Consider the following 18,895-nt stretch of genomic DNA (forward strand, 5'->3'; position numbering starts at 1 on the left):
CTGCCTCAATGCTTGTGGTTGGGGGTGTTGCCGGCGGTATCGATGATCCTTGCACCGCCGAAGATGTCGCCCGTTACGCGTAACGCGCCGTCGATCTGGACGTTGCCCTGCAGGGTGATACTCGGTGCCTTGACCGTGACCGCCTGGGCCTCTACCGATGCGGTCGAAGTCTTGGCGGTAATGGCGTCGTCAGTGAGCACCGCCGTGCTGCTGCCGACCTTGATGGTGACCGTGCCGCTGGGCAGCGTGATGGTGTAGCTCTTGGCCTGCCAGTCGTAGACCAGCGAACCACCATCGTCGAATCGCCACACCTCGACGTGGTCGCGGTTGTCCGGCTGCGGGCCGGCGTTGCCGTACAGCCCCGGTACAAAGGTGCCCTGGGCAGGGTCACCGCTCGGGCTGATCAGCGCGCCCTGCTCACCCATGCTTGGCGCTCGCCAATGCCGGGCCTTGCCGGCGGCCAGGGCATGCCACTTCACCCAGGCACTGACCCAGTCGGTACCGTCCGACATGCGTACCTTGCCGGCCACCAGGTCCACAGCGACGATGTATCCCTTGATCACTTGGTCGGACAGCATCCGGTCATGCTGCGCGGTTGCGTAGCTCATGCCAGATTATCCGGCGCCTGATAGTGGCCTTCGTGATCCGGCCCGGACTGGGGATCGAAGGCGAAGACCAGCGACCCCGGCGGTTCGTCTGGCCATGGCCATTCGGTGTCGCCCAGGTAGACCACCTGCCGCCACTGCACAGACCAGCCGACGCATTTCAGCAGCTCCGGGGTGATCTCCGACGGCATGGCCTGCACGTCCTGGGTCTGGTCGACGAAGTCCAGATCCCAATACTGCCCGTCCAGCAACTTGACCAGCTTGCTGGCCAGGATCGCAGCCTGCAGCGGCGCCTGTTCGCGTTCTTCCTCGACCAGAATCAAGGCCTCGAAGGTGGCCACGATGCAGGTGCGGCCGTCGCCGGGGTCTGGCCCAGGGGCCATGCCGGTGATGGCATAGAACAGCGCCGGCAGTTTCATGCCGGCCTCGAGCACCGGATAGGCCGCGATGTTCTGCAGCTGCGGCAGCGCCTGGGTCATGGCCTCGGTCATGGCCGTGTGCAACTGGGTCAGCTCGCTAGGTGATGTCTGCTGTTCGCTCATGCTTCACCGTCAGGATCAGGGTTACCCAGCCAGTACCGTCCGGCTCCGGCCGTACAACGGTGTAGGCCCCGCCGCCGTCCTCGGGAGCCAGCTCGATGGTCAGAGCCGCGCCCTTGGCCAGGCCGGCCGCATTGGCTGCCGGCAGACTGAACTGGGGTTCGCGCGCCGCCTCGGCGTTGATGCTCGGGGCCAGGCGCTTGCTGCCCAGCTGGGGATCGTGGAAGGGGTTTTCGAAGATGCCCAGCACCGAACGGCCATCGGCAAGCGTGGCTCGATCGCCGACACGTCGCAGGATGGGACCGTCCAGGCGCCGGGCCGCGCGCTCTCGAAAGCTCGATGCCGTCGCCATCACTGCACGATCAGCACTTCGGCATAGCCGCCGGCGGAATCGCTCAGCAGCTTGCCGTAGGGCTTGGCCCCTTCCGTACCTGGCGCGACCAGGGCGCCGTCCTTCACGCTGGCCGCGTTGCCGGCCTTGAGGGACGCGTCAGCCGGGACGTTCCAAGCCCCGGTCGTGCGGTAGGTGATGAGCGTGCCCTTGGAGCCGCTTTCCAGCGGCATGACCGCCAAGTCGTTGATGACCTGGGGCACGCCCTTTTCCGACCCGCCAGTCGGCGCCGGCAGGGTGACGGTGTCGCCACTGTTCACATAGTTGGTCGCCATGATTCTCTTTCTCCAGAAACAACAAACCCCGCAGGTGCGGGGTGTTTGGCATCGCGCGCGGCTTACTGGCCGGCGGACTTGTTCAAGCCACGAGCATCGAGCGCGGACACGCCGGCATCGATGCGAACCTTGGAGGCGATACCGTCGCTGGTGAAGCCTTCCTGCTGGTCGAAATACGGCGTCTCGATGCCGTCCAGGTAAGCCACTTCGATGGTGTCAGACCCTTGCTTGGCCGCCAGGTAGTAGGCACTCGACGAATCCGCGTCCAGTCGCGGCTCGGCGATCACCTGGGCGAAGTTGCGAATGGGGTTGTCGATGCCGGCATTGGTGTCGGCACCCGGTACCGAGGCCGAGCGGATCAGCTGGTTGGCCTTGTCTTCCAGGGCCACCGGGCACAACAGGAAGGCCGGACGGATGTTCAACGGACGTGGCTTGGCGTCCTTGGCCACGGTGGCCTGCTGCAGCGCCATAGCGGTCTTGGCCGCGCTCATCGCCTCGATCGACAGCTTGGAAGCGGCGCCGGTGAAGAGGTTCTTGCGCGAGGCATCGAACAGCGGTCGACCGTCCTTCATCTTGCCGTTCTTGGTCAACAGGTCGTAGACCAGGTCGCCGATGGTCGCACGCGCGGCCTCACCCATCAGGCGCGGGATCGCGGTCAGCGCGTCCAGGTCATCGTTGATGATCGCCTGACGGTTGATGGTGAACAGCTCGCCGTAGGTGGCCAGCTGGATAGTCTCCCCGGTGTCGCCCAGGGTGATGTTCTTGTAGTCGGCACCAGGACGCACCTCGCGCAGCGACGAGAACGACCCCAAGCCTACCCGGTTGGCGACCTTGAAGTCGCTCAAGCGGCCTTTCTTGGTCCACAGGTGATACGTCTCTTCGGACTTCTCCCAGCCCGTCAGCAGCGACTTATACGCCGCGTCGAGCAAGATGTTGCCGAAGTCGCTCGAGCCGTGGGTAAAGGCCAGTCCGATCATGTTCATGACGTTGAGCGTCGAGACGCCCACGCCGCGCTCGACCAGCGAGGCACGGGCCAGCTCGCGCAGAGTCATGAAGTTGAACCCGTTGTCGTTCTGCAGCTCGTCCAGGCCGGCCCGTGCGTAGATCGAAGCACGGACCGAGTCGCCCACCAGGTTGCCGTTGGTGAGGTGGCCATGGTGGCGAACGGTACCGGTCGGGGTCGTGCCTTGGCCGATCACCTCGAGCAGCTTGGCGTTGGCCTGCTCGGGCGTGCAGCCGGGGTCATTCAGGCAGGTATCGCGCAGCGTTTCATGCCCGGTGAAGGGGGTGAAGGCCGCCTGAATGGCGGTACGGCGAGCACCGTCAGCTGCCAGGACACGCGCGGCGATCTGCTCGGCGGTTTCAGTAGGGTTGCCAGGCGTCGTTGCTGGCCCGCCTACAGGCGGGGTGACCGAACCGCGTGGGGTGAAGAGGTGCTGTGCAGCTGGGGGCATGTTGGTGTAGTCCTTCAGGCGGTTGGAGTTGATCGTGGCGAAGGCTTCGATCGGGTCAAGCAAGGTGTCGGCAAAGCCCAGGGCGACCGCCTCGGCGCCGGTCATCCAGGTTTCGGCCGTCAGCAACGCCTCGACCTCTTCGACGCTCTTGCCAGTCTTGGCGACGTACACCGCCACCATGCCGGTCTCGAACTTGTCGAGAGTTTCGGCGTACTTGCGCATGGCCTCGGCGTCACCGCCCTGGATGCCCCAGGGCTTGTGAACCATCATCATGGCGTTGGCCGGCATGCGGATCTCGTCGCAGGCCATGGCCACCACGCTGCCCATGCTCGCGGCCAGGCCGACCACGGTGCCGATCACCCGTGCCTTGTGGCTCTTGAGCAGGTTGTACATGGCCATGCCTTCGAAGACGGCACCGCCGGGCGAGTTGATGTGCAGGTTGATCTGCGACACGTCGCCCACGGCGCGCAGGTCGTTGGCGAACTGCTGCGCCGAGATCCCCCAGTCGCCAATGTCACCGAACAGATACACCTCGGCCACGCCGCGCGTGGCAGCAGCCTTGATGGTGTACCAGCTGCTGCCGGGGTTATCCGTCGTCGTCCCGACCGACCCCTGCGGCTCCATCAGCGGCGGGGGCAGGTTCCTTGTTTGCATCTGCATCGGTTTGGTTCTTCCCGTAGATTTGGTGGTAGTAGTCCGAACTCAGGACCAGCTCGGCCTCGCGGTTGGCGGCAATCTCCGCAATCCGCGAGGCCTTGAGTTCGGACGGGTTGCGCTGCCGCGACCGAGCCACCTCGGCCTCGTCGGCAAAGCCTGCCTTGACCAGGATTTCCCAGGCGGTCGCCTCATGCACCGGGTTGATCCAGGGCATGACCGGGCCTTGATAGAAGGCGCCGTAGAGGGTCCGCTGATCCACATCAGGTGGCACCCGCAGCTGCCCGCTCATGACCGCCATGCGCAGCCAGGCTCGGTACACCGGGCGGCACCAGTAGTCGATGAACTCGTGCTGCAGCAGGTCATAGCCCAGCTGGCCCTCGACCAGCTCCTGCCGCTGCGCCGAGTAGGTGCCGTCGTAGCTGCGGGCCACGCTTGAGTAGGTGCTGCGCGCGCCGGCGGCCACGGCCTTGAGCTGGCCATTGCGGAAGCCTTCAAGGAAGGGGTTCGGGCGGTTGCTCTCGATCGTCCCGACTTCCTCGCCGGGCAGCAGATTGTCCATCACCATGCCTGGCCCGAATGGGAAGGTGCGCTGCTGCTGCTGCGCCTGTCCCTGGCCCGGTGGCACATAGTCGTCAGGCGTGCCCTTCTTGATGTACATGGCCAGCGCGGCGCTGATCCGCGCGGCCACACGCTCGCTCTGCTCGTAATCCTTGATATCCGCCAAGCGGATGACCACCGCGTGCAGCAGGGGCTGGCCCCGGTTCTGACCAATGCGTTTGCGGTTGGCAATGTGAATCACCCGATCGGCCGGCACGCGCTTGGTGTTGCTCGCCCACTTCTGGCCAATCATGGCCCCCGGATGGCCGTCGAGCAGGTGGTAAGCCATCACCCGCCGCCAGTTGTCGCGCTCAACGCCCTGGACGATGCCGGCGCTGTAGTCGACGTAGTCAACCGGCAGGTAGTCAGGCTCGAGCAGCTCAATGGCGAAGGGCACACTGTGCAGGTGCGTATAGCCTGGCACCTTGCCCATGAGCATCTGCCCCAAGGCCTCCCCGTCGCGCAACCAGGTGCGGCACACCAGCCGCTCCATTTGCGGCCGGGTCAGCTCGCCAGAGGTCTCAGGGCGCAGCGACCATTCGGCCCACAGCGACTTGATGGCTGCTGCAAAGGTCGTATGCACCGTGCCGTTATAGCGCAGGGGAATCGGCTCGACCGCGATGCCAGGCCCGCCGACCACGCGTTCCTCGAGCCGATCGAACAGGCCCGTGACCAGGTCGTGGTCTTCGTCCAACTTGCGGCACTGCTCACGCAGGGATTTCAGCGAGCCGTGCAGCGAGCTGTCAGCGTCTTTTGCCTGCTTCTTGGGCTTGTGCGTGCGTGAGGGCTTGGCGGCCTCGAAGGCCAGAATCACGTTGCGGGCACGCATGCGCTCGGCGACTACTCGCGGGAAGAACGGCGCCAAGGCGCGGTCGACCAGGTCACCGATCATTCGAACGTCGCCAGGGAGTGCCCTGGACGCCCTCCGCGCGCTGCAGCAGCGGCGCGGCGCTCCCATTCCAAGCGACCGGCACGGATCTGCGGCAGCTCGGCCATCGTCACGCGGCGACCGCCAAACTGCACGTCCTTGCCGCCCTCGAGCAGGTCGACCTCAGCTTGCAGGTAGCGATCTACCATTTCCTGCGGGGTCAAAGCCATCCGCTGTCTCCTGTATCGATCCAGTCGCCAGAGACTGACGGGGGATCTGGTTGGGGGGATGCCGGGAGAGCTGCTGCTGGGGCAGGTTCCGGCTCGCTTTCGGATTCGCTCGGCTGCTCGGCGGCTGTTTCATCAGCCTCCTCGTCAGCCTCGGGGTAGGGTTCCAGCGGCTGCGCTTGAATCTTGTAGGCCTGCACTGCTGGGTTCTGCAGGGCCAGCACCTCAAGGTCCAAGCCGAACTTCTGCTGACTGATCCGCAGAGCGGCGAGGGCATACACAAAGCAGTCGAGTGCTTCGTTGCGCCGCTTCTTGGCGTCCCAGCGCAGCACGCGACGACCGCGCACGATGACCCACACCTTGCTCTCGCTGGTCAGCTGCTTGAGTTCGTCGTCGTCGCAGATCAGATCGTCTGCAGGGAAGTGAACAAGCCCAGGCACCGGGCGATCGCCATCGGGCTGTAGCTTGAGGCGGTTGTAGATGACCTCCTTGGCGTTGTCGGTACCGACCTCGGTCAGGTAGGTCTTGGACTTCTTGTCTTTCTTCTTCGGGAACGAAGCAATGTCTTTGCCGTAGGTACTGGCCCCAAAGATCGGGATGACCCAGTGCAGACCATGCTTGCGGCTCTGCTGCTTGACGGTGTCGGAGTGGTGGCCACCGGAGTCCCAGCACCACCGCATCACGCCCAGGATCGTGCCATCGGCGCGGGTGAACCGTCGGTGCAGCTCCAGCCCCACCTGCCGCAGCAGCTCGATACTGGATGGGTCGCCCGTAAGCACCCGCCGATAGATCAGCCATGACTCTTCGCCGGAGCCAAACGCCCATACCCGCAGCTCGTAGCGATCGTCCTGGGTATCGATCGATCCCATGAGTACCAGGGCACGCGCCGGCACCTGCGCCGGGTAGACCTCGCGCCGCTCACGCAGCTGCTCCCAGCTAACCTTTTCCGTTTCGTCCTCTTCCCACACCTCGCCGAGGGTGGTGTTGACGAAGGTTTTCAGTTTGCCGCGGTCTTTGCCGACCTCGACGCGCTCGGCGGCGATCTCCACCCAGGTGGTGAAGGTCGAGTAGATAGTCCAGATGTGGAACGTGACCGAGCGCGGCGGCGCGATCGGCTTATCGTCAGCGCGAAACCACGACATGCTGTCGCGCGTCCACACGCCGGTCCGATCGCAAATGTAGCGCCCTGTTTTGGCGGCCGCCTCGACCATTTCGTGGTACTCGAACGTGCCGCCCTGGCAGTGCTCGCACAGGTACCAAGCCGCTACCACCTCGCCGTCCTCACCCTTGCGCCACTTCAAGCCATACGGCTCATCAGGCCCGCCCCATTTCAGGGTTTGCTCAGCACCGCAGCATGGGGCCTTGATGTGGAAGCGCATGTACCGCGAAGACTTCTCGGCGGCTCGGCTGACCTGGCAGGCGCCGGCGATACCGGGGGTCGACCCCCTGATCGACTTCTTGTAGGTCGAACCCTCCAGGCGTTTGTCGCCCAGCATCGTCGGTGCGCCTTCACCCTCGATGTCGGGGTCGAACTTCGACAGCTCGTCGTAGACCACCTCGTCGGGGCTTTTCTCGCGGTAGTTTCGGGCAGCTTTGCCACCCAGGCACCACAGCATCTTGCGGTTCTCGAAGCACTTCGAGTCGATGGTGTTATCGCCGTGCTTCTTGCCGTGCCACGGGGCCAGGGCCAGCAGCACCGGCACGTCGCGAATCATCGTGTCGACGTGCCGCTTCATCATGCCTTCCGCGTCCGGGTCGGTCGGGCAGTACATGAGCAGGTTGCGTTTCTTGTGCTGCACCTTGTAGCCGTGGTTCGCCATCAGCATCTTGGTGTAGCCAATCCGCGCTGACTTGATCAGGTTGACGATGCGGATCAGGTCATTGCCCATCGCATTGAGCAGCGCGACCTGGAACGGCGCCGTGGTCCATCGGCCTTCCTGGTAGGACGACTCGGACGACAGGTAAAAATGCTTGTCAGCCCACTCAACGGCCGACAGGGGAGGTTCTTTGTAGAGCGCGGCCAAGCCACGCCTGACCGCTTCACCCAGACTCTTTGTCCAGGGCGGCGACGTACTCATCTAGCAGCTCCGGTATGGTTTCGGCCAGACCGGCCGCTTCGTTACGCGTCACAGCAATCTCCCGCTCGAAGCTCTCCATAAAACGGATCTCGAGGTCGGGGTGTTTGAGCTTCACTTTCTTGGGGATCGTGTCCAGGTAGGAGGCCAGCAGGGCACACAGCCTGGCCAACATGAACGTGGCGAAAGCGACGGGGACCAGCTCCTTCTCCCCTACCCGGTTTTTCCGGGCCTGGGCGTCGGCCTGCTCCTTGGTGAGCCGCCATCGCTCGAAGTCGATCTTGTGTCCGATCAGCGGATCGATGTCGGCAGCACCAGGTTGTTGTTTCCCTGTCTGGTGCTGCAGACGGTTGTCGAGCACCGACCGGGTGTCGTAGAAGGATTCGCGGCCGATCTTCGCGACCGGCTCAACACCCCATTTATCAAAGGCTTGAACGGTGATCCCGAGGCTTTCGGCCATGCTTTTCTTGTTCAGCCAGTACGGCTTGCGTGCGATCGTTGAAATGGCCATAGACGAAACAACAACCAACCTCTGAAATTAGGTCGTACATAGCGAAGAAGCGGGGCCCGAATTACCCCCTACCCCCGGTACCCTCGGGAGGACCCATCGAAAATGGTCAAAAATCGACCAAAATCGACCGAATCGACCCCGTCGCCCTACCCCCTCACTCCTGCAAGCCACGGAACACGCGGTCTCCAGCGTATCGGCCTGAAAACGGTCAGGTTCGAGCGGTCAGGATGGCGTCACGTAGGGCGCGGTCGAGCACTGTCGGGCCGTGAGCCTTGGCGATGTTCGAGGCGATTTTGAAGAACGGGAAGATCACGCGGTACGAAGGCGCGCTGTCGGTGAACAGGAAGACAGGCTTGGCCGCTTCACCGAATGCGGTGTCCTTGCGCTCCCAGATACCCTGCTCATCGTTGACCGTGCCAGTGAAGTAGCGCTTGGCATTGCCCTTGCGTTGGCTGCGCTTGCTGCCGGTGGCATTGGCCTGGAAGCCACTTGCCGACTCAGCTGCACCCAGGCCCGACAGGATGCGAGTCATGGTGCCGCGCGAGACGTTGCCGTACTGGTTGAGCAGGTCGTTGACCGGTACCGCGTACTGCCCGGACTTCATCAGCCCCTTGGCGATCAGCGACTTCTCGAACCGCTTGTGAGGCCGCTGTCCGCCCTGGACGGCCTGCTGCAGGTAGGCATCAGCAGGAATGCCCGAGGTCCAAGCGTCCTTGAAATAGACCCTGGCCGGGCGGCTCTTGGTGGCTGCCTGAACGAATAAGCTGCGCATCGTGGTCGGCGTGGGCCGGTCGATGCGTTGCTTCATTACTTCCAGCATGCCGGCCTTGATTTGCTGGGCCAGCCGGGTCTGGGCAAGGATCTGTGCGAACGGGATCTGCCGCTTCTGGATGTCTGAGATTTCGCGGGCCAGCGGGATGCGGTCGATGTCCAGTTTGAAGTCGATCATGGCTGGCTCCTGGACATGTCAGACGTTAAGAATGGTTGAACTGATCACTGCAGTTCTCGCTGTAGGAAGAGGCAGCCAGAGAGGTGATCGATTCGTAAGAACTCATATGACCCTGCAGCGCAAATGCGACAAAGGCGACGACGACAGCCAAAAGCGGCCGGGTGATCATTGCGAATCCACCTTGCGGCTGGCCCATTGGCGACCCAACTGGCGGACCTGCTCAACGCCAAGCACGCCGACAAAGCCAGCGACTGCATAGGCGTAGCCGCCGGTCATGCCGAACTTTTCCGCGCCGATGCCGACCATGAAAACCAGCACACCACCCAGTGCAGCCTCGAGCAGGCGGCGATCCCAGCGGGGTTCTTTGTCGTCGTAGAGGATTCGTAGGTAACTGAGGATGGTGGCCAGAGCGGCGGGCATGCCGTGGTCACGCAAGGCGGCCGCAAGCATGACCCAGAAGGTCGGATCCTTTTCAGGGGGCATGGTCTGCATCTCGATTCCTCCCGAATCGGGAGTGCAAGGTAAAACGCCCCGGCAAATGCCGAGGCGCAGAAACGAAAAACCCCGACTCATTGGCCGGGGTTTGTCAGTGTCACATTGCGTTGCAAGCTGGACACGCTGCTATAGAAACAGGTCTTTATCCGCGCGGAAAGAACTTTTTAAGCTGCTTCTCTCACCTGCTCCAGTGCGCAATCAATCCAAGCGACTCCGGCCTTGATCAGCTCGCGTGCTTTGGCTTCGCTTATCTTGCTTTCTCGGGCCACACGAAGAGCAGGCCACTTTGCTCCGAAATACAGCCAAAGGAAGTCGCCCATCTGCTGATCACGCTTGGTCAGACGTGCCAAGGCACCATCTACCGCGAGGGCCAGTTCATCGGTAATGACGTACTGCTTCATGCCTCCTTCCGAAAGTACGTGATCACGCATGAGCGCAAACAGAGGCGAGACGTAACGCGGTATCCCCATCCCATCCATACGCCACCACCCCCATTGTTCAAGCATGTACTCGGTATCACCCAGGGGCTTGTCCGTGTAGGTTCGTTTTTTCATGTGCCGCTCAATCCCCAGTGAAGTTGGATCCGCCCGCGCCGCGTCGGTTGGAACCTTGGTAATGCTGCTCCGGCCCTTGCATCACGCTAGGCCTTTTCATCTGTTTTATTTCTTGCTCTGCCGCTTGCAACTTGAAGCTGAGTTGGGTCACCAGGTGCTCCAGTGAAAGCACCAACCTGGAACCTTCAACAACCCAACCTGACCCGTTGCAATCCGTGCATGCCAGCTCAAAAAACACGCCTTCTACCACTGCCCTGCCCTTGCATGTTGGGCACTTGATCAGGTCCAAGCGGGGCTGCTCAAAGCCACGGTTGGTGCTCTTTTTCACGTTGTGCATTCTCCCCTGTAATAAATTCGTCGATGGGGCTGCGCGCCTTGCGTGGCTTGGCTTGCGGCCCGTTGTGAGAAATTGCGGATTGCATGTCTGTCAACTTGTGAATGGCTGCGAAGCCGATCCCGTCAAGCCATTCATGCCACTGCTCTAGGGCGTCCCGGCGCAGGCCATTTGCCTTGGTCTTGATATAGGTATCAGCAACCTTCCCCAGCGAGTGATTCAGCAGCATTTCGCCAATGAAGCCGTCGACACCCATGTCGAGCCATGCCGTGCGGGCGACCTTGCGCAAGTCGTGACTCGACCAAGTCCGGCTGGCCAGGCGGCGAAAAATGGCTGAGGCCTGGCTTTCGCTCAGCGGCTGCCCCTTACGACCAGGGAACAGGTACTGCCCGCTGTACCCGGCCGAGATCTGCGTGGTCCGGTACCGCCGTAGAAGCGCCGACACGCGGGGAGTCAGCGGCAGGCGGTGTTCTGACCGCGTTTTGGTGCGCACGGCGGGAATGACCCACTCCGCATGGCTCAGCGAGAAGTCTGCCCATTGCGCCTGGCGAGACTCGCCTAGGCGAGTGCCGTGGCAGATCATCAACAGCACCAGCATGGCCTCGGCAGGTTTCTGCTCGAATAACGCAGCCAACGCGGGTACTACCTCATGCAGATGGTCTGCGCGCAGCCGGCCATCCTTCGGCAGAATCTTGGTCTTGATGAAGTGGGTGAACCGCATCTCAGCCATTGGGTTCGCGGCAATCAGCCCCAGCTCACGTGCTTTACCGACAGCTAGACTCAGCACGCGAAACATCTGCCGAACGTAGGCCGTCGAGAACCTTGCCTGGGCTGGCCACATCAGCAGTTTGTCGAGCGTAGCCGCAGTTAGGGCAGTGATCGGCAGTTCATCCAGGCGTGGCAATAGCTGCTTGCTGATCACGGTTCTGACCGTGCCCTTCCAAGAGTCGGATAGCGAAGCGTCATTGCCTACTCGATCACTGAACCATCGCAGCAGATCGCCTGCGGTCACCAGGCCTTCCAGAGCTACAGCATCGTCAGGCCGACCCAGCAAACGCTGTCGCAAGGCAGGAAGCTCTGCAAAGATCGCCGTTGCGCCGTATTCGGGAAAGCGGGCAAGCCGGTTCCACTTGCCGCGCACGACGAGAAACCAGGTGCCGGCCTTTCGGCTTTGATCAAAGCGGAACCGCAAACCTGGGTGGCGTGGATCCCGCAGATCTCGCACGCCGTCCACAGTCGATTGTCGCCGAATCTCGGCGTCGGACACCTTTACAACTGCTGTCGCACTCATGCTGAAAACCGATCGCCATGGAAACGCGTAGTTCGATACCTAACGACACTCATTGGCGCTTTTCCCTGTTGCCGTACCGTGAGGCCATACTGGTGACCTTGGCCGGCCGTTCGACTGTGGCCGGTTGCCAGCTGGCTGACAGGTTTTCAAAGCGGTTGTACTGGCCAAGGAAGGCTGCGCGGACGGTACCGGTTTCCACGTCCCGGCCCTTTCCGATGATGATTTCGGCAATGCCCTTGTATTCGGTGTTCTCGTTGTAGACCTCGTCCCGGTACACAAACAGGATCACGTCGGCGTCCTGCTCGATGGCGCCCGACTCACGCAGGTCGGATGGCACCGGGCGCTTGTTGGGGCGCTCCTCGCACTTGCGGGACAACTGGCTCAGCAGCACGACTGGGATGCCCAGCTCGCGCGCCAATAACTTGCAGCCACGGCTAATGCTGCTCACCTCCTCGGTGCGGTTCCCGCCATCGCCTTCCATCAGCTGCAGGTAGTCGACCACCAGCAGGTCCAAGCTATAGCGCAGCTTGTGGCGACGGGCCATGGAGCGGATGCGGCCCACAGTGGCGCCAGCTCGATCGGCGATGAACAGGTTCGCTTGCTGGATCTTGTGAGCAGCTACACCCATTTCAGTCCCGTGAGACTGGCACGCGGCGCCGTTCTTGATCAGGTTGAGCGGGATACGCCCTTCGGACGCCATCGCCCGGTCCAGCAGCTGTCCCTTGCTCATTTCAAGGCTGACCACAAGGGTCGACTTACGCTGGCGCACAGCAGCTTCAATGGCGAACCCCATGGCCAGGGTGGTTTTCCCCATGGCAGGCCGCCCTGCGACGATGATCAGTTGCTCAGGCTGCAGTCCGCCCAGCTTCTCGTCCAAGTCCGCCAGGCCGGTGGACAAGCCGATCAAGGTCTCGCCGCGCGCATGCCGGTCATGGCGCTCTTGCCACACCTCGACCTGTTCAGTCATCAGGTCGCCAGCTTTAACCACTTCATCCTGATCCGCGCCGGTGTCGATCGCCATAGCTGCCGCTTGGACAGCTGCAATCTTGGCTTGGATGTCACCGCCGCCTTGGACGATATCAAGCGTTTGAGCGCTCAGGTCATACAGGGCACGCTCAATGGCGCGCTCTCGAACGATCCGCGCGTAGGCGCCGGCATTGGCAACACTGGGCGTGTTGGCGATCAGCGAGCCGCAATGACCCAGGGCCAGGTCACCCGTGTGCAGCATTCCGACGTGATCAGCCACAGTCAGCAGGTCCACAGGTTTTCCAGCAGCCCGGAGTTCCAGAATACCCCGATACACCTCGGCGTTTTCCACGAAGTAAAACGACTCAGGGGTCAGGTCATCGGACAGCGTATCGATCAGCTCTGGACGCTGCAGCATGGCTCCCAACAGTCCATGTTCGGCGTCTGCGTTGTAGGGTTCACGCATGGTAGTTGCCCTCCACCACTTTCACGAAGTTGGTAGGAGCGATCAGCCAGTCGAATGTGCAACGGAACTGCTTTTCGCGACCTTCGATGCGGCCCATCAGGAAGTCACTCGACTCGACCATGCCGAACAGGTCTCGCCAGAACTCCAGGTCTTGGTGCACAGGGCTATCGGCCCATCGTGCGGCAAGCTTGCTGCGCCGATCCTTGTTGATCAGCACCACGCTTGGCAGTGTCGGCAGCAACTCGTTGAACAAACCAATGATCTTTTCGACCGGCACCTTGGCGCTGTCGCCGATGCCCTTTTCTTCTTCTGACGGTTCCTTGATGGTTCCTTTACGGTTCTGGGGGCAGGAGCTGCCGGGGTGGTCGGCACCTGCTGCCGGGGTGGGGGGCATTTCCTGCCGGGGTGGGGCGGCATCTGCTGCCGGGGGGCAGGAGCTGCCGGGGTCATAGCTGGAAGGGCTAACGGTGTACCAGGTCGAGCGGCCCGAACGCTGGTGTGCGGTCAGGATTTTGGCGTGCTCAAGCCAGCGCAAAGCTGTGCGGACAGCGCGTTCCGACAGGCAGGTGCGCTGAGCGATGCGCGACACCGAAGGCCAACACACGCCGTCGTCGTTCGCGTTGTCAGCAAGCGAGATCAGCACGGCCTTCTGTGCGGGGCTCATGCTCTGGAGTGGCCAGCAAGCTGTCATGATGATCGTACTCATGAAAAAAACCACATCGGGAGCGCCCAGGCAGCGGTGTTGCCTGCGATAAGTGATAAGTGCATAATTGGTCTCGTTACGTTGTTGAAGAAACCGCCCTGCCAGGCGGTTTTTTTGTGCCTGTAATTCAGGTTTTATAGATGTACAGCGCATCTGTGGTAGCTTTTTGCCTCCACACGAAAAGGTCCAAGGAGGCATGAAATGAAGGTAAAAGGGACTATCGCGGCGGCGAACTTGTACATTGGCCGCTATGTCGTGAGATCGCCTGCAGGCTACTTGGTGATGGATCTGATGCAGGGAGAGCTAAGCCTCCGAGACGAAGTGAGTTTCGATCCCCAACATCTCGGTCCGGTCTATTTGATAAACCACACCACCGGAGAACCCGTCGAAGTCTGCGTCGAAGCACTTCTTTCAACCCTACGAGCAGCAGTAGCTCTAGCGGAGAGTAGATAACCCCGTTCTCAAATTGCCCGCCGAACCACAATCGTTTGGCGGCTTTTCCAAGCTTTTCCATCGCCTCTCCTATTGGTTAAATTCGCGGCTGGTTGGGGTACTGGATGAATCACCAGTCACACTAGGAATCTGTCGATACCTGCTTTGGTAGGTCAGAATTCTTTTCTGTCAGGCGACCAGCTCGTCCCACGGGAAGCTCGGGCACAGCGCCTCTTTCTTGAATGCGCCAGCGGTAATCCGCTCGGCGCGCTTGGCGACTACAGGTGACATGCCGTGCTTACCGCGCACCCATCCGGAGACAGTGCTTTGGTCGACGCCCAGCTTTTCAGCGGTTGCCTCTTGCGTTCCGAAGAAGGCGACGAGACTTTTAAAGATGGCATTCATGCTGCCGCTCCGTATGTGAATACCCATACTCTATGGCATGGGCATACCTGTTTGCAAGAATATGGGAGCGCCCTTAATAATCCGCACATGGAATACAAAGACCGCGTCAAGGCAGCTAGAAAACACGCACGGCTCACCCAGGTTGAGCTGGCAAGGCTCGTGGGCATCGATCAAGCGTCGATCTCGGACCTCGAGCGCGGCAGGTCGAGTCGATCGTCCTATAACGCCTCTATCGCAAAGGCCTGCGGTGTGTCCGCGCTTTGGCTAGAAAATGGCAAGGGTGAGATGCTGGAGGCGCGCCATGAGCAGTCGAACGTCGCGCCAGTGGCAAAACCTGAGCAATTCTTTCGCTATCCAATCATCAGTTGGGTTGCAGCTGGTGCCTGGGCCGAAGCGGTCGAGCCTTTCCCACCCGGATTTTCCGACCGGTACGAATTGTCCGAGTACGACGCCAAGGGCACTGCATTCTGGCTGGAGGTAAAGGGCGATTCGATGACGGCGCCAGTGGGCCAGAGCATTACCGAAGGCACGTTGATTCTGGTCGACACCGAGGCCGATGCGCAGCACGGCAAGCTGGTGATCGCCAAGCTGGCGGACAGCAATGAAGCCACCTTCAAGAAGCTCGTTGAAGATGGCGGACGCAGATACCTGAAGCCTTTGAACCCTGCTTACCCTACCGAGATGTGCGCTGGTGATTGCCGGATTGTAGGTGTTGTCGTCAGGGCGCTCATGAAGCTGTAATTTTCCTATGGCATTCCGGCCCGCTTATGCGGGCTTTTTTGCATCCACCATAAAAATATGTGCATTCCCATAGACAAAAATTATGTGTGCCCCTATATTTCCTCTCATCGCGGTCACCGACGGCGAAAGGCAGCGATGGGTCGGCCTCAACGGCCCAGAGGGATGGCAACTGTCCCAGGCGTGCAGCGTAAAGCGCAAAACTAGTTTTCCAGCAGGCAAGTGCCGTGGCTGGATGGAAACATCGATTTCGCTGGCTGGCCTTCCGCCGAGGGCCAGACAGGAAACCAACCAAGGAGTAGGACCATGCTGATACTGACCCGCAAGACAGGCGAGACCATCGTAATCAACGAAAACATCCGGGTGACCGTGTTGGGCGTTAGAGGCAACCAGGTGCGGATCGGCATCGAGGCGCCACATGACGTGTCGGTGCATCGTCATGAGGTCCAAGAGCGGATCAAGGCTGAGGCTGAAACCGCCGCCTGACTGAATAATTACCGCCACGGCAGCCTGCCGTTAACTGCCCGACGTCCTGCACCCCATCGCAGGCCGCATCGGAGTGTGATCTGGAAAGGCGACTCCATACCGGGCACGCCCTGTCACCGTGCTGAGCCCTTGAGGCGGTACCGAATGGGCGTCCTAGCGATGACAAGCGCAGATCACACCCCGATGCGGACGATTCTGTACCGCGCAACACGCTCGCCTTCATCACCCCTCCCCCAACTTCTCGACCGCATTGGCAGGCGCCAGGCCAGCTCGTTGGCTGGGGTTGGTCGCCCGCACCTGGCGTCTGACCAATGCGGTCCACCGAGACAGATTATGGAAACGATCACCTGCGGTAAATGGACTGGCCAACTCGGCGATGCCCTGGCGCCACGTGAGCTTGAAGCTCTGCTGTGGGTCGCCCAGGGCCTCACCACGAAAGAGATCGCCCGCCAGATGGGCACCACCCCCGGTACCGCCGCCAATCGCGTGAAGCTGGCCCTGTTCAAGATGCAGGTCAGCCGGCGCGTCGAGGCCGTCACCAAGGCCATGAGCCGCCAAATCATCAGCCCCCTGTGCATCGCGCTGGCCAGCCTCATCGCGCTGCACGCCGCCATCGACGTGGGTGACCCCATGCGCCGCGACCGTCGCGTGCCAGAGCGCCGCACCGCCCAAGTTCGAATCGTTCGCAAGGCCGAGGCCTTCGAGCTCCACGTCTGACCGAGGATCACATCATGCAAACAGCAACGAGTCGCGCCTTCGCTCAAGGCGTTCCACAGCTCAAGGCGCTGCTGGCCAGCACCAGTCCCGCCCGGCAAGAGGCCCAGGTCCGCGTCAAGGTCACCGCGCCACGCTACCAGGCCATGAGCCGCGGCAAGATCTGGGAAGTAGTCGACCTGCGTACCGACGCCGTCATGGGCATGGCATACCACTACGACGCCGCCATGGTGTTCGTCAACGCGATGGAGGCAGCTGCCCGGTGCAAGCTGGTCGAACGGCAATGAGCGGCGAGAAAACCCCTAAACGGTACAAACAAACTTACATAGTTCATCTGCCGCATCTATAAGCTGCTTACATATGATCTTTTGACACCTTGATTACATCATCCTCAGAACTTAGCCACTGCTTAATTAAGCTATGTATTTGAAACAATGCGGAGATCAAGAAAGAAATAGCCAAGAAAGGAGTAAAGGTTGGAATTATTAGAACAAACTTGTTGTTAGAAAAACCAAGTGTAAGTTGACTAAGCGACGAAATTATTGATAAAAATATAGCGCTCACCAACATCACACTTATGAACCTAAGCGGCTGATACAGATCTTTTTTAGATATATAATCGCCCTCTTTGAGATTCATATGCAACACGTATAACTTAAGATACTCAGGGCTATCAAACATTTTCTCCTTGATGTTTATAACTAAAAAAGTCAGGAGTGATATCAAAAAAGAGGACGCCCCTAAAAAAGCAGCAAAAACGAACCCTTTAATACTGGTCTGATACGTTAAAATCACCGTATCTAGGCAGCCACTTAGCTTGTACGCTAAAAGCAAGGCGGTAGCATATGCCATTATAGCGGCTACGCAGCACGTGGCAAAAATTGTCTTTTGCATTGTACCTTCCCGAGCTTTAAGCTCTCTTCACCAATGAGTTCGACAGTATTTCTTTTTTCGCATTCTTAAATAGATCACTACTCAAAAACTGACTCAAGCTTATGCCATTCAAGGAAGAAATATAATCAGCATATTCCATAGAATATATGCTATTCACAGCATCGGCTATCCCAATGGTCTCCCCCGCTAAGCTGGTCGAGCCAGTTCCCTTTACGCTAACCCCCGTACACCCGTCTTTAATGAGACCTTCCAGATAGTCAGAAATTTCTTTTCTCTTAGAAAGCGACTTAAGAGAAAAATGGCCGACCCGCTGAACAACTCTAAGACTTTTTGCGCTTTTAAATATAGAGTTATTCATTCTTTTACCCGTGGCCGGATTAGTGAAAGTCGCATTTATCTCGTCAACTTCACTTAGCCTAGATACCTTATTGAATATATCTGCAGAATCAACCAGCCGCTGAATACTAAATTTCTCGTCTCTTTTAGAACGCTTATGCCTGTTTCTTAGCACTTGCCTAAACGCCCATCTCAATTTAGATTCAAAGGTATTTAGCCTTACTGAACCTTCATTATTTAAATAGGCCCCCGCGTAATTTTTTTTACTAATAACTAGCACATTGGTCTCAGCAATCTTATTTGTTAGATCGCCGCTTAATTTCCAGGTAAAGTCGGACCCAGTGTCATCGCCTTCACAGAAATTCTTTAAATCCTTTATGGTAAGAACGATAACTATGAAGGAGTCTTGGTCATCAAAAAATTTAAATTTAACTTCTTTATCTATAGACTTGAAATCCGATTCACCAGAGTAATTTTTTACCAAATGATCGAAAAACTCTCTAAGACTCAAGCGCGGACTTATACCAACCAACTTCACCGGAGTAAAATAAACCTTCATGGAAATCCCTTTAAATACACATGATTGATAAGCCGACAAAATTAGTTGTAAGCAAATCTATTTATTCATGACAATAACGAACAGCAATACTATGTCAACGCTAAAATCTAACATCCACCTATGGGAGCTCTATAGCTAGTATAGACTACTCTCCGTGCCTTCAGGCCTTAGCTTACCACTTTCCAATTCTCTGAAGCCATCGCCTGCTACATCAATCGACCGGTCGGTGCCATGGTCATATCGGACCGCTGAGCTCTGGTCGACGAGGGCTGAATACAAACCCCTAGCGCCAGTGAAGAATTGCCTGTCTAGGCCTTCCTTGTTGCCCTCTTCCGGGCTGACAAAAATCGCCTGACCATGCGCGTGCCTGGCAA

The 18,895-nt window shown here is 59.5% G+C and carries 23 protein-coding genes; 4 read left to right on the forward strand and 19 right to left on the reverse strand.

All coding sequences use genetic code 11. The features are described 5' to 3' along the window. Window positions 1–5: 5 nt before the first annotated feature. From CRP40_RS17295 to CRP40_RS17380, 17 genes are all read right to left on the reverse strand, one after another. Window positions 6–608, reverse strand: a complete 603-nt coding sequence (locus tag CRP40_RS17295; RefSeq protein WP_027915041.1) for a phage baseplate assembly protein V — start codon at window positions 606–608, stop codon at window positions 6–8. After that, window positions 605–1,147, reverse strand: coding sequence for a hypothetical protein (locus CRP40_RS17300; protein ID WP_033695063.1), 543 nt, complete (start codon window positions 1,145–1,147; stop codon window positions 605–607). Before CRP40_RS17300 ends, CRP40_RS17295 begins: the two co-directional genes overlap by 4 nt. Continuing rightward, on the reverse strand, window positions 1,122–1,496 hold the full coding sequence (locus CRP40_RS17305) for a hypothetical protein (protein WP_033695064.1): 375 nt from the start codon (window positions 1,494–1,496) through the stop codon (window positions 1,122–1,124). Before CRP40_RS17305 ends, CRP40_RS17300 begins: the two co-directional genes overlap by 26 nt. Beyond that, window positions 1,496–1,810, reverse strand: a complete 315-nt coding sequence (locus CRP40_RS17310; RefSeq protein WP_027915044.1) for a DUF2190 family protein — start codon at window positions 1,808–1,810, stop codon at window positions 1,496–1,498. Before CRP40_RS17310 ends, CRP40_RS17305 begins: the two co-directional genes overlap by 1 nt. Window positions 1,811–1,872: 62 nt before the next feature. Then, window positions 1,873–3,888, reverse strand: a complete 2,016-nt coding sequence (locus tag CRP40_RS17315) for a ClpP-like prohead protease/major capsid protein fusion protein (RefSeq protein ID WP_050587325.1) — start codon at window positions 3,886–3,888, stop codon at window positions 1,873–1,875. Next, complete coding sequence (locus CRP40_RS17320) at window positions 3,851–5,410, reverse strand: phage portal protein (RefSeq protein WP_027915046.1); 1,560 nt, start codon at window positions 5,408–5,410, stop codon at window positions 3,851–3,853. The genes CRP40_RS17315 and CRP40_RS17320 overlap by 38 nt, the downstream gene beginning before the upstream one ends. Then, window positions 5,407–5,616 carry a hypothetical protein gene (locus CRP40_RS17325; protein WP_027915047.1) on the reverse strand — a complete coding sequence of 70 codons (210 nt, stop codon included), beginning with the start codon at window positions 5,614–5,616 and terminating at the stop codon, window positions 5,407–5,409. The genes CRP40_RS17320 and CRP40_RS17325 overlap by 4 nt, the downstream gene beginning before the upstream one ends. Further along, window positions 5,607–7,691, reverse strand: coding sequence for a terminase gpA endonuclease subunit (locus CRP40_RS17330; protein WP_027915048.1), 2,085 nt, complete (start codon window positions 7,689–7,691; stop codon window positions 5,607–5,609). Before CRP40_RS17330 ends, CRP40_RS17325 begins: the two co-directional genes overlap by 10 nt. After that, a complete protein-coding gene (locus CRP40_RS17335; protein ID WP_033695065.1) occupies window positions 7,654–8,199 on the reverse strand; it encodes a terminase small subunit in 546 nt (181 codons plus the stop codon). The genes CRP40_RS17330 and CRP40_RS17335 overlap by 38 nt, the downstream gene beginning before the upstream one ends. 208 nt (window positions 8,200–8,407) lie before the next feature. Continuing rightward, the gene (locus CRP40_RS17340; RefSeq protein WP_027915050.1) at window positions 8,408–9,148 is read right to left on the reverse strand and encodes a hypothetical protein; all 741 of its coding nucleotides are present in this window, start codon (window positions 9,146–9,148) and stop codon (window positions 8,408–8,410) included. Between the two features lie 165 nt (window positions 9,149–9,313). Next, window positions 9,314–9,640, reverse strand: a complete 327-nt coding sequence (locus CRP40_RS17345) for a phage holin, lambda family (protein ID WP_239930231.1) — start codon at window positions 9,638–9,640, stop codon at window positions 9,314–9,316. A 167-nt stretch (window positions 9,641–9,807) separates the two neighbouring features. Then, window positions 9,808–10,197, reverse strand: coding sequence for an antiterminator Q family protein (locus CRP40_RS17350; RefSeq protein ID WP_027915052.1), 390 nt, complete (start codon window positions 10,195–10,197; stop codon window positions 9,808–9,810). Window positions 10,198–10,204: 7 nt separating this feature from the next. Continuing rightward, the gene (locus tag CRP40_RS17355) at window positions 10,205–10,534 is read right to left on the reverse strand and encodes a hypothetical protein (protein WP_097223520.1); all 330 of its coding nucleotides are present in this window, start codon (window positions 10,532–10,534) and stop codon (window positions 10,205–10,207) included. Beyond that, window positions 10,497–11,798 (reverse strand): site-specific integrase, encoded by a 1,302-nt coding sequence (locus CRP40_RS17360; RefSeq protein WP_239930233.1) that lies wholly within the window; start codon window positions 11,796–11,798, stop codon window positions 10,497–10,499. Before CRP40_RS17360 ends, CRP40_RS17355 begins: the two co-directional genes overlap by 38 nt. Before the next feature lie 73 nt (window positions 11,799–11,871). Next, complete coding sequence (gene dnaB / locus CRP40_RS17365; protein ID WP_027915055.1) at window positions 11,872–13,254, reverse strand: replicative DNA helicase; 1,383 nt, start codon at window positions 13,252–13,254, stop codon at window positions 11,872–11,874. Continuing rightward, complete coding sequence (locus tag CRP40_RS17370) at window positions 13,247–13,960, reverse strand: helix-turn-helix domain-containing protein (RefSeq protein ID WP_097223521.1); 714 nt, start codon at window positions 13,958–13,960, stop codon at window positions 13,247–13,249. Before CRP40_RS17370 ends, dnaB begins: the two co-directional genes overlap by 8 nt. A gap of 618 nt (window positions 13,961–14,578) precedes the next feature. Beyond that, window positions 14,579–14,794, reverse strand: coding sequence for a YdaS family helix-turn-helix protein (locus tag CRP40_RS17380; RefSeq protein WP_027915057.1), 216 nt, complete (start codon window positions 14,792–14,794; stop codon window positions 14,579–14,581). Window positions 14,795–14,881: 87 nt separating this feature from the next. Here CRP40_RS17380 and CRP40_RS17385 point away from each other — a divergent pair, with 87 nt between their 5' ends. The 4 genes from CRP40_RS17385 (at window position 14,882) to CRP40_RS17400 (ending at window position 17,019) form a co-directional block, all read left to right on the forward strand. Beyond that, on the forward strand, window positions 14,882–15,535 hold the full coding sequence (locus CRP40_RS17385) for a LexA family transcriptional regulator (RefSeq protein ID WP_027915058.1): 654 nt from the start codon (window positions 14,882–14,884) through the stop codon (window positions 15,533–15,535). Window positions 15,536–15,838: 303 nt separating this feature from the next. After that, window positions 15,839–16,018, forward strand: a complete 180-nt coding sequence (gene csrA / locus CRP40_RS17390) for a carbon storage regulator CsrA (protein ID WP_027915059.1) — start codon at window positions 15,839–15,841, stop codon at window positions 16,016–16,018. 333 nt (window positions 16,019–16,351) lie between these two features. Then, window positions 16,352–16,735 carry a helix-turn-helix transcriptional regulator gene (locus CRP40_RS17395; protein ID WP_027915060.1) on the forward strand — a complete coding sequence of 128 codons (384 nt, stop codon included), beginning with the start codon at window positions 16,352–16,354 and terminating at the stop codon, window positions 16,733–16,735. A gap of 14 nt (window positions 16,736–16,749) precedes the next feature. Further along, window positions 16,750–17,019 (forward strand): hypothetical protein, encoded by a 270-nt coding sequence (locus CRP40_RS17400; protein WP_027915061.1) that lies wholly within the window; start codon window positions 16,750–16,752, stop codon window positions 17,017–17,019. A gap of 67 nt (window positions 17,020–17,086) precedes the next feature. Here CRP40_RS17400 and CRP40_RS17405 read toward each other — a convergent pair whose 3' ends face one another. Then, window positions 17,087–17,626 carry a hypothetical protein gene (locus CRP40_RS17405; protein ID WP_027915062.1) on the reverse strand — a complete coding sequence of 180 codons (540 nt, stop codon included), beginning with the start codon at window positions 17,624–17,626 and terminating at the stop codon, window positions 17,087–17,089. 16 nt (window positions 17,627–17,642) lie between these two features. Next, on the reverse strand, window positions 17,643–18,521 hold the full coding sequence (locus CRP40_RS17410; protein WP_027915063.1) for a hypothetical protein: 879 nt from the start codon (window positions 18,519–18,521) through the stop codon (window positions 17,643–17,645). Window positions 18,522–18,895 lie beyond the last annotated feature (374 nt).

This window comes from Pseudomonas sp. URMO17WK12:I9 (genome assembly GCF_900230165.1).
Classification (GTDB): Bacteria; Pseudomonadota; Gammaproteobacteria; order Pseudomonadales; family Pseudomonadaceae; genus Aquipseudomonas; species Aquipseudomonas fulva.